General features: G+C 45.0%; 17 protein-coding genes. 10 read left to right on the forward strand and 7 right to left on the reverse strand.

Annotated features, from left to right (window positions below; all coding sequences use genetic code 11):
• Nucleotides 1-43: 43 nt before the first annotated feature.
• The 4 genes from V7051_RS20965 to nifV all read right to left on the reverse strand — a co-directional run bounded on the left by V7051_RS20965 (nt 44) and on the right by nifV (nt 2,944).
• A complete protein-coding gene (locus V7051_RS20965) occupies nt 44-562 on the reverse strand; it encodes a hypothetical protein (protein ID WP_333878337.1) in 519 nt (172 codons plus the stop codon).
• The gene (gene cysE / locus V7051_RS20970) at nt 563-1,354 is read right to left on the reverse strand and encodes a serine O-acetyltransferase (RefSeq protein WP_442919734.1); all 792 of its coding nucleotides are present in this window, start codon (nt 1,352-1,354) and stop codon (nt 563-565) included.
• A 306-nt stretch (nt 1,355-1,660) separates the two neighbouring features.
• Nucleotides 1,661-1,807, reverse strand: coding sequence for a hypothetical protein (locus tag V7051_RS20975; protein WP_333878340.1), 147 nt, complete (start codon nt 1,805-1,807; stop codon nt 1,661-1,663).
• A 12-nt stretch (nt 1,808-1,819) separates the two neighbouring features.
• Nucleotides 1,820-2,944: a homocitrate synthase gene (nifV, locus tag V7051_RS20980; protein ID WP_333878342.1), complete on the reverse strand. Its 1,125-nt coding sequence runs from the start codon at nt 2,942-2,944 to the stop codon at nt 1,820-1,822.
• Between the two features lie 265 nt (nt 2,945-3,209).
• Between nifV and V7051_RS20985 the strand changes: the two genes are divergently transcribed.
• The 5 genes from V7051_RS20985 (at nt 3,210) to V7051_RS21005 (ending at nt 5,577) form a co-directional block, all read left to right on the forward strand.
• Nucleotides 3,210-3,518 (forward strand): type II toxin-antitoxin system HigB family toxin, encoded by a 309-nt coding sequence (locus V7051_RS20985; RefSeq protein ID WP_333878344.1) that lies wholly within the window; start codon nt 3,210-3,212, stop codon nt 3,516-3,518.
• Nucleotides 3,508-3,867 carry a helix-turn-helix domain-containing protein gene (locus V7051_RS20990; RefSeq protein ID WP_333878346.1) on the forward strand — a complete coding sequence of 120 codons (360 nt, stop codon included), beginning with the start codon at nt 3,508-3,510 and terminating at the stop codon, nt 3,865-3,867. The genes V7051_RS20985 and V7051_RS20990 overlap by 11 nt, the downstream gene beginning before the upstream one ends.
• 205 nt (nt 3,868-4,072) lie before the next feature.
• Nucleotides 4,073-5,071, forward strand: a complete 999-nt coding sequence (locus V7051_RS20995) for a restriction endonuclease (protein ID WP_333878348.1) — start codon at nt 4,073-4,075, stop codon at nt 5,069-5,071.
• A 135-nt stretch (nt 5,072-5,206) separates the two neighbouring features.
• Entirely contained in the window at nt 5,207-5,395 is a 189-nt protein-coding gene (locus V7051_RS21000; RefSeq protein WP_333878349.1) for a hypothetical protein, read from the forward strand.
• Nucleotides 5,389-5,577, forward strand: coding sequence for a type II toxin-antitoxin system RelE/ParE family toxin (locus V7051_RS21005; RefSeq protein WP_333878351.1), 189 nt, complete (start codon nt 5,389-5,391; stop codon nt 5,575-5,577). Before V7051_RS21000 ends, V7051_RS21005 begins: the two co-directional genes overlap by 7 nt.
• Before the next feature lie 168 nt (nt 5,578-5,745).
• Here the strand turns inward: V7051_RS21005 and nifS are convergent, their stop codons facing one another.
• From nifS to V7051_RS21020, 3 genes are read right to left on the reverse strand one after another with little or no spacing between them, the layout of a single operon-like run.
• On the reverse strand, nt 5,746-6,954 hold the full coding sequence (gene nifS, locus V7051_RS21010; protein ID WP_333878353.1) for a cysteine desulfurase NifS: 1,209 nt from the start codon (nt 6,952-6,954) through the stop codon (nt 5,746-5,748).
• A complete protein-coding gene (gene nifU, locus V7051_RS21015) occupies nt 6,954-7,859 on the reverse strand; it encodes a Fe-S cluster assembly protein NifU (RefSeq protein ID WP_333878355.1) in 906 nt (301 codons plus the stop codon). The genes nifS and nifU overlap by 1 nt, the downstream gene beginning before the upstream one ends.
• A 32-nt stretch (nt 7,860-7,891) precedes the next feature.
• Nucleotides 7,892-8,248, reverse strand: a complete 357-nt coding sequence (locus V7051_RS21020) for a HesB/IscA family protein (RefSeq protein WP_333878357.1) — start codon at nt 8,246-8,248, stop codon at nt 7,892-7,894.
• Between the two features lie 204 nt (nt 8,249-8,452).
• Here V7051_RS21020 and V7051_RS21025 point away from each other — a divergent pair, with 204 nt between their 5' ends.
• The 5 genes from V7051_RS21025 to V7051_RS21045 all read left to right on the forward strand — a co-directional run bounded on the left by V7051_RS21025 (nt 8,453) and on the right by V7051_RS21045 (nt 13,060).
• Nucleotides 8,453-8,716, forward strand: coding sequence for a nitrogen fixation protein NifZ (locus V7051_RS21025; RefSeq protein ID WP_333878358.1), 264 nt, complete (start codon nt 8,453-8,455; stop codon nt 8,714-8,716).
• A gap of 453 nt (nt 8,717-9,169) precedes the next feature.
• Nucleotides 9,170-10,855 carry a SagB/ThcOx family dehydrogenase gene (locus tag V7051_RS21030; RefSeq protein ID WP_333878360.1) on the forward strand — a complete coding sequence of 562 codons (1,686 nt, stop codon included), beginning with the start codon at nt 9,170-9,172 and terminating at the stop codon, nt 10,853-10,855.
• 132 nt (nt 10,856-10,987) lie between these two features.
• On the forward strand, nt 10,988-11,158 hold the full coding sequence (locus V7051_RS21035; protein ID WP_334181148.1) for a hypothetical protein: 171 nt from the start codon (nt 10,988-10,990) through the stop codon (nt 11,156-11,158).
• A gap of 145 nt (nt 11,159-11,303) precedes the next feature.
• A complete protein-coding gene (locus V7051_RS21040; protein WP_333878362.1) occupies nt 11,304-12,044 on the forward strand; it encodes a hypothetical protein in 741 nt (246 codons plus the stop codon).
• A gap of 563 nt (nt 12,045-12,607) precedes the next feature.
• Nucleotides 12,608-13,060, forward strand: a complete 453-nt coding sequence (locus tag V7051_RS21045) for a hypothetical protein (protein WP_333878364.1) — start codon at nt 12,608-12,610, stop codon at nt 13,058-13,060.
• Nucleotides 13,061-13,093 lie beyond the last annotated feature (33 nt).

The raw sequence follows: 13,093 nt of genomic DNA on the forward strand, positions 1-13,093 counted from the left end.
CAGCGCAGCACAACTCAAACAATCGTGGTTCAAAAATATTGGGTTACGCTGCGCTTACCCAACCTACATCTGTTTTACGCTTGATCACCAGTTCCAATAATCCTTGTGCGCCGATTCTATCCATGCTGTCGAGCTCGACCAGTTTTTCAAAAATAGCCTGACTCAAATCCAGTCTTTCCAACCGCATATTTAAAAAACCGATAGCTTTCAGGGTAAACAAATACAGCCTGACATTAGTCAATGAATCAGCCGATGCATCGGTAAGATGGCGAGCCTGCAATTCTTGCCAATTTTCAGGAAAAGGTATGCTCGGCCTGATCACAACCAGGGCTTTGTTAGTTGCCGCTAAAGCGTCTTCCAGGCGATGCTGGTAATAATAAAAACGGTTTAACGCGACCAGTACGTTCAACGACTCAGGCGCCATAAAATACGCTTGCAGTAAAGGTAATTCGGCATCGCCATTGGCATAATTGTCCGCTGCAATTGCGATCAGCTCTTTTATGCCCTCAACATCCGGTTGCTCAAAATACAAACCTTGTGCTTCAAAATCCAACAAATCCATCTATAGCCTCACCGCCAGTTTTACCGGGCTCTCTTTCTTGGGAGTGCAGACGCTTTCCGCCTCGCAATTATCACAATTTTCTTCAATCATCACTTTGGGTGATTCCGTTTGTTTGGCTTCCAGTTCATCAATCCGTTCCATTAAACAGGCGATGGCTTTTCCGACCGGATCGGGAATCAAATGATGATCCAGATCAATACCGTGCCGGTTTTGAATTTGCGTGCCTTTACTCTGAATAATGCGGCCGGGAATGCCTACCACCGTACAACAAGGCGGTACATCTTTAATGACCACTGAATTAGCGCCGACACGGACATTGTTGCCTAAGGTAATCGCTCCGAGAATTTTGGCTCCGGAACCGACAAGTACATTGTTACCCAAGGTCGGATGACGTTTTTCCTTATTCCAGGTCGTACCACCCAGAGTCACGCCATGATACAAAGTGACATCGTCGCCGATTTCCGTGGTCTCGCCGATCACCACGCCTAGCGCGTGATCGATAAATAATCTTCTGCCGATAGTAGCGCCGGGATGAATTTCAACGCTAGTAAACATCTTGGCGAATGCGGATAAAATCCTGGCGGCCAGTTTCCAGTTCGCTTTCCATAAACGGTGGCTGACGCGATGCATTAAAACCGCATGGACCCCCGAATAAGTCAGCAATATTTCCCAGACACTATGCGCTGCGGGGTCGCGGCCAAAAACACAGTGGACATCTTCATGCCATTGGGCCAGAAAACTCTGCGGCGCTTGTGCTTTACTTTTCATATTATCTGATATGGCCATAACCATTTTTTAAACTCCTATTGAGGTCGGAGATAAATTTGCTAATTCTCAAGCTTCAGCGTCCTTTACTCGTTGCTAGTTCCCGAGTTCCATCTTGGGAATTCAGTTTTGGAAACTCTAGTTTTGCTCATTGGGTTCCCAATCTGTAGAGACTGTGAAAGTATTCATGTGGGAGGGGCTTTAGCCCCGAAAGTCGGGGCTAAAGCCCCTCCCACGATCAATAAAACAATGACCTAGAAGTCACTAAAATAGTATGTGTCATATGTTCAAAAATACTTTCACAGTCTCTGTAGATTGGAAACCGGCAGAAAACTAATTTAAACTCCAAACTGTTTTACCCAGCCTGGGTGGAGCGGGTATCCTGAAAAAAGAACCGGGATAAAGATCGTCCTGATCCGGTATGTCTAAAGTCTCTTTAAGTTCCGGTTCGCATGACTGCGGTTCTTTATGTTCGTTCATGATGATCGCCCTCTAAAGATTTTGATGAAAAAGATTAAGCTCTTCGGTTTTAGGTGATCTTTTGGTATCACTGACAAAGCGCCTAACCTGGGTTAATAAGGCTTGTGCCTGTATTCGGCTTACTGCAATGCCTATTTGTCTATAGGCGTGAATCACACCCTGCGTTCCTGAGTGCTTGCCCAAAATTAATTGATGACTACGCCCGACAATAGCGGGATCGACACCTTGATAATTATTGGGGTCCTTTAACAGTCCATCGACATGAATGCCGGCTTCATGACTGAATACGCTTTTGCCAATCAGGCTCTTGCGACTGCCGATTGCATCGCCCGAAGCGCGGGCTACTTGTTCGGACAAATCGGGCAAATTATGCAAATTGACCCCGGTTTCAAAGCCATATAATTGCTTCAAGCCAACCACCACTTCTTCCAATGCGGCATTGCCGGCGCGTTCGCCCAAACCGTTAACCGTGGTATTAACATGAGTCGCCCCTGCCACGGCTGCTGCCAGCGTATTAGCGGTAGCAAGCCCTAAATCGTCATGGGCATGCATTTCGATTTCCAAATCCGTTGCCGCTCTTAGCTTTTTGATCGTCTCGAATACGCCGAACGGTTCCATAATACCTACCGTATCGGCAAAACGAATTCTGCTTGCTCCAGCCAATTGCGCGGTTTCAGCCATGCGGATCAAGAAATCCACATCCGCTCGCGAGGCGTCTTCCATACCGACACATACTTCCATACCCAAACTTCGCGCTTCCTGAACACAGCTGGTAATGGCATTTAAAACCCACTGCCGACTTTGTCTAAGCTTATGCTGAATATGTTGATCCGAAGCCGATATCGATAAATCAACTTTGTCCACATTCAATCCTAAGCAAGCGTGCAAATCGTCGCGGCGCATTCTCGACCAGACCAGCAGCTTTGGCGGCAACCCTAAAGCGGCAATCGCCTTAATCTCTTCCCGTTCCACCGACCCCATTGCCGGAATGCCGATTTCCAATTCCGGTACGCCCAATCCCGCCAACTGCGTCGCAATCGCCAGCTTTTCGTCCAACGAAAAAGCGACTCCGGCAGATTGCTCACCATCCCTGAGTGTGGTGTCGTCTATGATGATAGTTCGGGTCTGTGTTTTCATGGCTAAACTCAAGCTACCTGATAAGTGTTTTAAAATGAGTACGTGATGCCCTTAATTGTAATAAAGCAAAATACTTGCCAACTGTTTATTCATCGGAAATAGCGGGCTGTAAGCCTTGATTGGTGCAATAGCGACAGGACAATGCAACGCCAAAACAAGAAATTGTCGTAAACCCGACAAAGTGAATGGGTGTTAGGGCAAATTTGAATAAAGGAGTAACTTTGTTTATTATTCTCCCAATTTGGGAGCATAATACGAGCAATTCATGCGGGTCATAGCCAAAAGCACCATCAAAAAGTTCTGGGAACAATCTGCTTATCGCGATGCCAAAGGCCCATTAGAAAGCTGGTACGAAGAAGCCATTAAAGCTCATTGGTCGTCGCCTCAAGACATAAAAGACCAATACCGAAATGCCAGCGTTTGTAGCAACAACCGAGTGGTATTCAATATCGGGGGCAATAAATACCGTTTAGTAGTTGAAATGCAGTATCGAGCCGGAATCGCCTGGATAAAATTTGTCGGCACACATGCCCAATACGACCTGATTAACGTGGAGACAGTCAATGAATATTAAGCCCATCCGTAACGATGACGAATTAAAAGCCGCATTCCAACGACTGGAAATAGTCTTTCAAGCGGAACCCGACACACCCGAAGCCGACGAAATGGAAGTGTTGGTCACCTTAATTGAAGCCTATGAAAACAAACACTACGCGATAACGCCGCCCGATCCGATTGAAGCCATCAAATTCAGAATGGAACAACAAAACCTTAATAACCGTGACCTGGAAGCCTATATCGGCAGCAGCGGACGCGTTTCGGAAGTGCTTAACCGCAAACGTCCGTTGAGCCTGAGAATGATAAAACGCTTGCACGACGGCTTGAGCATACCGTATGAAAGTTTGTTGGCTGATGTGGGGTGAAAAAGGGTTGCTATGATTAAAGCCGAACGAAGCATATTACCTGTCCGAAACATTCGACATGGGTTAGATGTAGCCACGTAGCCCAGACATCGCAAAAACATTAGGAAGATTTATAGTTCCCATCCGCTCCGGCACTGTATGAGTCCGAAGCTTAAGAATGATAATTTTAATTTATAGCATATCCTACTTAGAGGAGTGATTGTTTATGGGGGCCATGTGGTTTGATAAAGGCGAATTTGCAGATCACTTACATGAGTTGATTGGTTATAAAGCAGGTATTGCTGTATCAATTGAGGATATGTATGAACTTTTATCTGATACTTCCTATCCTGATGACATTATGCAATCAGAAAAATATGGAATACGAATTAGATCAGAGAATTATGAAGAACTTTATTACAATATTCTTCATAAAGTTGGCCTAACTGATAGGCGTTACAATGGGATACTTGAAATTTTTTCCCTATTTCGCGACGAGTTTATGAAGCCAGGTGGTCAGCAGTTTGTTATTGACATTTGGCGCATTTTTGAACATTACATGATGATCAAAGATGAATTTAATGGTAACTACCTTACCGAGATGATTTTAAAAGCGAAAGAAAAGTACGGTGTTCATGGCATGAAATCCATGTATCAACTAATCGAAGAATATGATCGTTTAATGTCTTTTACTCCACATTCTAAGGGTCGATGGCGCGATTGGTCTGACATAGTCCAATTATCGGATTTATTTAAACGATTTGATCATACAGGAAATGAAGGAGTTTTTTTTGACCAGCGTTTTATAGACTTTCTTTCGGCTAATCAAGAAAAGTTAGGCTCAATTCATTGGCGAAAATTTGAAGAGTTAGTTGGTGAGTGTTTTATTAAGTTTGGTTTTAAAGTAGAAATTGGCCCTGGTTCTAATGATGACGGTGTTGATTTGAGAGTTTGGAGTGAAGATGAAAACGACTCGCCTGAATTCATAATTCAGTGTAAACGTAAAAAGGAAAAAATAGACAAAGTGGTTGTCAAAGGGCTTTATGCAGATGTTATGTATGAAAATGCAAAAAAAGGATTACTTGTTACAACATCAGAACTTAGCCCTGGGGCAAGAAAGACCATTTCATCAAGAGCTTATCCTATTGAAGAAGTAAATGGCGAAATGATTAAAAAATGGCTTATTGCTTTACGAACTCCAGGCACGGGAATTATTAGAATATAAGTTTGCGCTGGCTCCCAAGCTCCAGATTGGGAAACTAGAAGGCGAAGCTCTAGCTTCGCGAAACGGGAAGCTAGAGCTTCCAACACCGAATTTCCAAGCTGGAGCTTGGGAACTAGCGAAACAAAGAGGTAAATTATGAGTTCAACATTACTAGCCAAAGAATTTGTCCAAAAGACCCTAGACGAAATGCCTGATGATGTCAGTGTTGAAGAGATTATTAAGGAATTAGCCTTTAAACTCATGCTGGAACGCGGCTTACAGGATTCTTTAAATGATCGCGTCATTTCACAAGAACAGTTGGAAAAGCAGATAACTTCATGGTGAAGATCAATTGGACTGACGAGGCGGTTGGATGGCTCCGGGCAATTTATGTCTATATCGCCAATGACAATCCCAAAGCAGCTCGGAACACGGTTAACAAGATTCTCGAAAAAGCCAAGCTTTTGGTAGAATTTCCTGAGTTAGGTGGCATTTATCCTATTGATGTGTCTTATAAATCCGCGTGATTTACTATAGCCATTACCGCATCGCCTATAAGATCGTGGATGAAAAACGCATTGATATTTTGGACGTTTTTGATGGGGCAATGGAAATTAAGAATTATCTCAAGTAATTGTTTCTTTAAGACAATAATGTTGGGCTTCCTTACGTCAGCCCAACATTTTCTAAATTATTTACGAATACACCGGCGCAAAAGCCTGCTCAGGATTGGCCACCGGCCCATCTCCAGACCAATATGGCGACAACTTGCGTAATGTCGCAACAATGCCGGGCATCACTTTCAATACTTCATCCACTTCCGCCATGGTGTTATAGCGCGAGAAAGAAAACCGGATAGTGCCGTGTGCGGCGGTGTAAGGAATATCCATGGCCCGCATGACATGCGAAGGTTCCAAAGAGCCGGAAGTACACGCCGAACCGCTCGATGCCGCAATGCCTGCTTTATTCAATAACATCAAAATAGACTCGCCTTCGATATATTCAAAAGCGATGTCGGTGGTGTTAGGCAGACGGTTATACAGGTCGCCGGTCACGAAGCAATGCGGAATCTCTTCAGTAATGCCCCGCTCAAGACGGTCGCGCATGGCTTTGACTTTGGTGTTTTCATATTCGATATGCTCTAACGCCAGCTCACAGGCTTTTCCCAGGCCGACAATGGACGCACTGTTTTCAGTCCCTGCCCTTCTTCCGCGCTCCTGATGACCGCCGCGCAATAAAGGACGATAACGTGTGCCTCGGCGAAGATACAAAACACCGATGCCTTTGGGTGCATGTAATTTATGTCCCGATAACGACAGCATATCGATTTTGGTATCCTGCAACATCATCGGAATCTTGCCAACCGCTTGAACAGCATCGGTATGAAACATCACGCCTGCGGCGTTTGCCATTTCCGCCATTTCGGCAACCGGGAAAATCGTGCCGGTTTCATTGTTAGCCCACATCACCGATGCAATCGCCACCTGGTCGGATAACAGTTTTTTATACGATTCCAGGTTTAAACGTCCGGCTTTATCGACCGGCAACCTATGGATTGTGTAGCCTTCTTTTTCAAGATAATCGCACAGGCTTAAAATCGCCGGATGCTCCACCATGGTGGTAATAATTTCTTTCTTGTTCGGTTGCGCCTTGATTGCAGACAAAATCGCCGTGGAGTTGGATTCAGTGCCGCAAGAAGTAAAAATGATTTCGGAATCATGCTCGCAGCCGATCAGGGCTTGAACCTGCTGCCGGGCCTGCTTAAGCCCGCGCGCCACGCCGTCGGCGAATTTATGTATGGATGATGGATTGCCGTATTGCTCAAGGAAATAAGGAATCATCACATCGACCACCGCAGGATCAACCTTGGTGGTGGCATTATTGTCCAGGTAAATGTCAGTCATCACGCCACCTCAATATTAACCAGTTTCGCCATTTCCGATGCCGGTACGACTTTAATGAACTCGCCCATCACTTCCATTAAGCGTTGTTGAATTCCGGCAATCGTCATCGCCGCCATTTGGCAACCGTTACAGGCGCCGGTCATGTTGACGTAAGCGGTGTTGCCGATGACTTCGACCAATTCCACGTCGCCGCCGTCCGCCATCAATGCCGGTCTTAACGACTCCAGCACTTCCTCAATCTTCTTGATGCGTTGCAAATTGGTCATCGGTCCTTTAACGGCTGCGATTTTTTCCGGAGCTGCTACCGGTGCCGCAGTCGGATCGAATTTCTCGCCCTTTTCGGCCAATACTTTTTCCAAAATCGCTTCAATGTCTTCATGGCAAGATGCGCATCCGCCGCCTGCTTTGGTAAAGTTGGTGACATCTTCAACGGTGCGCAATTTATTCGCCCAGACCATTTCTTCGATCATCACCGCATCAATCGCAAAGCATTTGCAGATTAACGCACCTTCTTCATGATCGTCTTTCCACTCTTCGCCGCGGTAATTCGCTATTGCCGCTTGCAAAGCTTCACGACCCATGACCGAACAGTGCATTTTTTCAGGTGGTAAACCTTCCAGATGATCGGCAATATCCTGATTGGTCACTTTTAAAGCTTCATCCAGCGTCATGCCTTTAATAATTTCGGTCAGTACCGATGAGGAAGCAATTGCCGAGCCGCAACCAAAAGTTTGAAAGCCTGCTTCAAGGATAACTTCACTTTCATCATCGACCTTCAGCGTCAGCCGTAATGCATCGCCGCAGCTGATTGAACCCACTTCGCCGGTCGCGTTGGCATCAACGACCGCGCCCGCATTTTTTGGGTTAAAAAAATGTTCTTTAACTTTGTCTGAATAATCCCACATGTCTTTATCCTCGAATTAGATTTTCTGCTATGTTAAGAACAGGTTTTAGTTCCAGTACCTTCGGTACTGGTATTAAATGAAGTACCGCAAGCGCAACTTTTAGCTGCATTAGGGTTGGTAAACTTAAACCCCGAACCTTCAATACTGTCGAGAAAGTCGACGGACATACCGTCAAGCATCGGCATACTGGTAGGATCAATAAATACTTTCACCTCACCGTAATCAATGACAGTATCTTCCGGTGTGTGACTGCCCTCGAGTTTCAATCCGTATTGATAACCCGAGCAACCGCCATCGGTAACTTCTATACGTAGACCTGCTGTAGGTGTTTCCGAACCGGAAATAAAGCGACCGACTGCGCTAATGGCTTTTTCTGTTAATGTAATCATTTTTATGCACTCCTGAATGTATGGCATCGTTCTTGTTAATACCTAAAGCAACCTGTATGCCATTTTGTTATTTATTTATTAAAGGCTTATTTAATAAGGCCTTAACATAGAAACCCTACAATATGCCGCGTATTAACAAACAGGTTTCAATGACACAATCAACTGACAATGTAAGCTTTGCTACAAAATAAACGGAGATATGAAATGAAAGTAGAAGATCTAGATATAGGTGATGTCGTTTATGCCGCCAAAACGATTATTGATGATGGCTCAATACCTGAGGGTGCCGAAGGCGAAATATTAGCCGAAGCCGGAACTCGCGGAGTGATCACTCTGATCGGGCATGTGGAAGAAGAGCCGAATCGCAGTGTTTTTTTGGTGCGCTTTGAAGATAAGGATATGAACCTGGGCAATCCGATTGGATGCTGGGTTGAAGATTTGGCCATGGAGCCTAAGTGGGTTAATTAATTAATAGTTAGGGTAAAGATTTTCACCACGGAGGACTCGAACTCAAGTTTCAATAATTGAATGGCGTATATTGTCCATACCCACCAATTTAAAGAAAACATCGTCATCCCGGCAGGGAATCGCATCAGGCTATCCTGCCTGATGCCCTTTGGGTAAAGGCAAATCTGTTCCATGCAGATTTGTGCCGAAATCAGAGCACAGGGACGTGAAGTGCGTGATGGAAAATCAATCTTGTGGCTAAACCAATCTCCTATAACCTAATTCAGGATTACCCATCCATGGCTTCCCGGATTTGCTTCGCGCTCGGCGTTATATGAAACGATTACAACTTAAGGCGGAACTATACAAGAAGCACAAGCTTTGTTTGCGAACAGGCAGAGCCTGTACTCTTTATTTGTCCCGCTTTAAATTTAGTAGCCTTTTGACGAAGGCTTTTTTTGGACTGAACCCATTATGAACCAACAAACCGAAATCGTCCTGACCTACCACAATCGCACCAAGCACACCCTGGAGCGCTACGCCAAAGGCCCTGAATCAATCGACTGGGAAGACCAACCCGATCAATTCCGGCATTTCTCCGGTTGCGAAATTGTCACGCTGCCCTTACCCGGAGCCGAACTTGAACCGCTATTTACCGACCTGGATAACCCGGAAACAATCTCAGCTAAACCGTTAAACATAACTAATGCCGGTTTATTGCTGGAATTGGCTTTCGGCCTGTCGGCATGGAAACAATTCGGTCCAAGCCGCTGGGCATTGCGTTGCAATCCTTCCAGCGGCAACCTGCATCCGACCGAAGCCTACTTGATCAGCACCGGCGAGGACCGCACCCGCTCCCGGCGGGTTAGCGGAATACACACCATCCCTGGCGATAACTTGATTAAATCAGGGGTTTATCACTATGTCAGCCACAATCATAGCCTTGAACAGCGTTGTCGGTTTTCCGACAATTTGCCCGATTCCGGCATATTAATCGGTTTATCTTCAGTCCATTGGCGCGAAGCCTGGAAATACGGGGAGAGAGCTTTCCGCTACTGCCAACATGATATAGGCCATGCTTTGGGAGCGTTGCGATACTCGGCGGCGATACTGGGTTGGTCGGTTGAATTACTGGCCGAATGGTCGGATGACGACATCGCCAAGCTATTAGGGCTTGATCGGGATGATTTTAAAAAACAGGAACATGAATCCCCCGATATTGTTTGCCGAATTAATACCCATGCCGACAACCAGCCATTAGATATCAAAGCCCTGCTGGAAGCCGCTCAATCAGGAGCTTGGTTCGGTAAAGCCGACAGCCTTCGCGCTTATCATATGTATAAGTGGCCGGTCATTGATGAGGTCTCGTCTGCTGCAAGCAAACCGCAAACTGAAGAACTGGAGTGGCAAGCGGTTCGACGACCGCCAAGGATGGCGGAAGTGTCGCAATCGGTAGGGAACCGATGCGACCAACACGCAACAAAATCGTCCTGCACAAAAACCGCAAGCCAAATCATCCGTCAGCGCCGCAGCGCACAACAATTTGACGGTAAAATGTCGCCGTTGCCGCAAACCGATTTTTACCGAATGCTGGCTGCCGTCCTGCCGACTACAGCCGCATTTGACCTGTGGCGCTGGCCGCCGAAAATCCACCTGTTTATTTTTGTCCATCGTGTTGAAGGTTTAGCTCCCGGCATCTATGCGCTACCGAGACATAACCATGCTGTTGAATCATTGCAGGCTGCGACCCTGGCTGATTTCGACTGGCAAAAAATATCCGAAACTTTACCGCTTTATCATTTGTATACAGGCGATTGCAGACAGGTTGCCAAAACATTGTCCTGCCATCAACCCATCGCCAGCGACAGCGCTTTCAGTCTGGGCATGGTTGCGGAATTTGCCGAAACCATCGAAGCTGCACCGTGGCTCTACCGCCGTTTGTTCTGGGAATGCGGTTTGATAGGTCAAGTGCTATATCTGGAAGCCGAAGCAGCAGGCATACGCGGCACCGGTATCGGCTGTTATTTTGATGACAGCGTGCATGAGATTTTAGGCATCAAGGATAATAAGTTCCAAAGCCTGTATCATTTTACGGTGGGTACACCCCGTGATGACAATCGATTGGAAACGTTACCGGCTTATGGGCATTTGGATAGGTAAGATGGATAGAGCAATGCGCCTTGTAAATCACGAAGTGAAGCCCATCGCATCTCCGCTTGATTATGATGGGTTTCGGCTATACCTTTACCCATCCCTACCGCGCTATTTCGTATTTATCACGTTAGGCTTTCAATGAAGGAGTACAGGAAGCGTAACGTTAGTGGAGCGGCGTACGACGACCCCCGCGTAGCCGTAGCGGTCGGGCGTTTTGACGAAGTTGTAGCGATAGCGGAAGCGCAGTCAAAATGCAAGGCCATCCGACACGGCGTCAAGTCATTACGGGAGTCATGGCGCACAGCGTAGCAACGCGAAGTTGTGCGTCGTGACGGACGGAGGACGAACGCGGGCCGCCGAAGGCATTAATTGCCAGGTCATTTTTCGCTGCTAAAATCGGATGGATCCATTTTAGCTTTCGCGAAAAATCCTGGCGCGCTTAGAGGTTTGTTAAATGACGATAAGTCAACAAAAAGACATAGAGCTAGCACAGCTAAAGAAGGCTTTTAAGCTCATAGGAATTACGAGTTATGAAGTAGTTGATAAAGATAAAGAATCTCCAGATTTTATAGTAAATATAGATGGTCAGTCTGTGGGCGTAGAAGTTACAGAAGTTTACCGTGACCTTGGTATCTATAACTCTGCAAAAACCGAATCTGACCTAACATTCATTGTTGAAAAGGCCATAAAAATATACAACGAAAAAGGAGGTGAACCCTTTGTATTTGGGGTCGGATTTAACGGTAACGTTACAGTAGAAAAAAGAAAAATTGTTTATCGCGGCCTTGGCGAATTTCTATACGATCAGTCAAAACTATTTTTAATAGATCGACTATATGAAATTCATAACATTATTCCAGACAAAAACAAATATCCATCACTGCATATGATTAATTCAATTGTTGCGCAAAGAACTGATAGCGTAAATGCTGTGGGCTTTACCGTTAGCAGTTTTGATTCAATCCAAGTTGAACGCTGTGCATTAGAGTCTGCAATACAAAAAAAGGTAATATTGCTACCAAAATATCGACAACGATGTGAAATTATTTGGCTATTGATCACATTACCAAGCATGAAGCTCACGGGTAACTTTATATTGCCAGATACAGAATTCACTTGCCAATACAATGACTTTAATGCAATGTATGTGCTAGATGAATATCGAAATAAAATACAATGCATTAATCAAACTTAACTTAATATTTACAATCATCACTTCTTCGTAAGTTGTGAAACCATAAAGTTAGAATAAAGAAAATGCAAAACAACAAGAAAAAATACATATGACGATAATGTTCTGCCAAAAATGTCACAAAGTTACAGAATGCAAGGTCGAACGCTCTCAACCTATAGCCAAGCCCGCTATGGAGTACATCGCGCCCCATTTGTGAATACCAAAAGACAGGATTATATTGGAATCTTTCATGGGTAATTTATTTCAAGAATCAAAATTTCCAACACAGGTAGAGTTCGAAAAGGCGCACGATGCCCCCTGCTGGCCCTATTGAGTGGAGCAGCCCGAGGTTGATCCCGGATTACTCCCAACCCAGATTTTTTTCTACTGCGACCACTACGCTGGCCTCGGGGGAATTGGCCTTTCAATTTCCGGCAAAATTCAGATTTCCCCTTACACCAAAACTAAATAGCATAGGCGGGGAAAACCAGCTACACTCCAAACCCGCTAAGCACCGTTATTAATTACCCTGTGAGCAGTCCTTCCACCCTCTACAACAAAAACAATAAAAGAGTAGGCAATCAGTGGCTAAAATTTTTGAGAACAATACCCTTAATTGGGTTGGCGGAATATTTGTCTTTGTTAATGCCCTGCTATCCATTTACTTTTTAACGGGAAATTTTTTACTGCCCTTGGCTGTTGGTGGGACCGTCCTCTCGATAGTCATTTTATTGGTTTTGGTCGCAAAAAAAGGTTCGCTTGCTGCAAGCGAACGCATCCCAGTATTAATTATCAGTATTTTTGCAATATCATGTATTGGCTATTCCATATATATTCAATCAAAGCAAATAGAAGCAGACAAAATAAAACAACTACAGGAGCAAATCGAAGCAGAAAAAACGAAACAACTACAGGAACAAGTGAAAGCAGACTTAGATTTACAATCTCAATTGGTAGAGGAAGTAAAAAAACACTTACAAAATCCTGATACAGCGCAACTAACTGAATTAATATTAATAGGACTTTCGCAACCCTAGTCGTATAGGTTATGTTAACAGGTATGATTACGA

The sequence above is a fragment of the Methylobacter sp. genome, from assembly GCF_036845245.1.
GTDB lineage: Bacteria > Pseudomonadota > Gammaproteobacteria > Methylococcales > Methylomonadaceae > Methylobacter_A.

Excerpts from the sequence above, each read along its gene's own strand:
- V7051_RS20965 (WP_333878337.1), bottom strand. The coding sequence starts at position 562 with ATGGATTTGTTGGATTTTGAAGCACAAGGTTTGTATTTTGAGCAACCG.
- cysE (WP_442919734.1), bottom strand. The coding sequence starts at position 1,354 with ATGGTTATGGCCATATCAGATAATATGAAAAGTAAAGCACAAGCGCCG.
- V7051_RS20975 (WP_333878340.1), bottom strand. The coding sequence starts at position 1,807 with ATGAACGAACATAAAGAACCGCAGTCATGCGAACCGGAACTTAAAGAG.
- nifV (WP_333878342.1), bottom strand. The coding sequence starts at position 2,944 with ATGAAAACACAGACCCGAACTATCATCATAGACGACACCACACTCAGG.
- V7051_RS20985 (WP_333878344.1), top strand. The coding sequence starts at position 3,210 with ATGCGGGTCATAGCCAAAAGCACCATCAAAAAGTTCTGGGAACAATCT.
- V7051_RS20990 (WP_333878346.1), top strand. The coding sequence starts at position 3,508 with ATGAATATTAAGCCCATCCGTAACGATGACGAATTAAAAGCCGCATTC.
- V7051_RS20995 (WP_333878348.1), top strand. The coding sequence starts at position 4,073 with ATGGGGGCCATGTGGTTTGATAAAGGCGAATTTGCAGATCACTTACAT.
- V7051_RS21000 (WP_333878349.1), top strand. The coding sequence starts at position 5,207 with ATGAGTTCAACATTACTAGCCAAAGAATTTGTCCAAAAGACCCTAGAC.
- V7051_RS21005 (WP_333878351.1), top strand. The coding sequence starts at position 5,389 with ATGGTGAAGATCAATTGGACTGACGAGGCGGTTGGATGGCTCCGGGCA.
- nifS (WP_333878353.1), bottom strand. The coding sequence starts at position 6,954 with ATGACTGACATTTACCTGGACAATAATGCCACCACCAAGGTTGATCCT.
- nifU (WP_333878355.1), bottom strand. The coding sequence starts at position 7,859 with ATGTGGGATTATTCAGACAAAGTTAAAGAACATTTTTTTAACCCAAAA.
- V7051_RS21020 (WP_333878357.1), bottom strand. The coding sequence starts at position 8,248 with ATGATTACATTAACAGAAAAAGCCATTAGCGCAGTCGGTCGCTTTATT.
- V7051_RS21025 (WP_333878358.1), top strand. The coding sequence starts at position 8,453 with ATGAAAGTAGAAGATCTAGATATAGGTGATGTCGTTTATGCCGCCAAA.
- V7051_RS21030 (WP_333878360.1), top strand. The coding sequence starts at position 9,170 with ATGAACCAACAAACCGAAATCGTCCTGACCTACCACAATCGCACCAAG.
- V7051_RS21035 (WP_334181148.1), top strand. The coding sequence starts at position 10,988 with ATGAAGGAGTACAGGAAGCGTAACGTTAGTGGAGCGGCGTACGACGAC.
- V7051_RS21040 (WP_333878362.1), top strand. The coding sequence starts at position 11,304 with ATGACGATAAGTCAACAAAAAGACATAGAGCTAGCACAGCTAAAGAAG.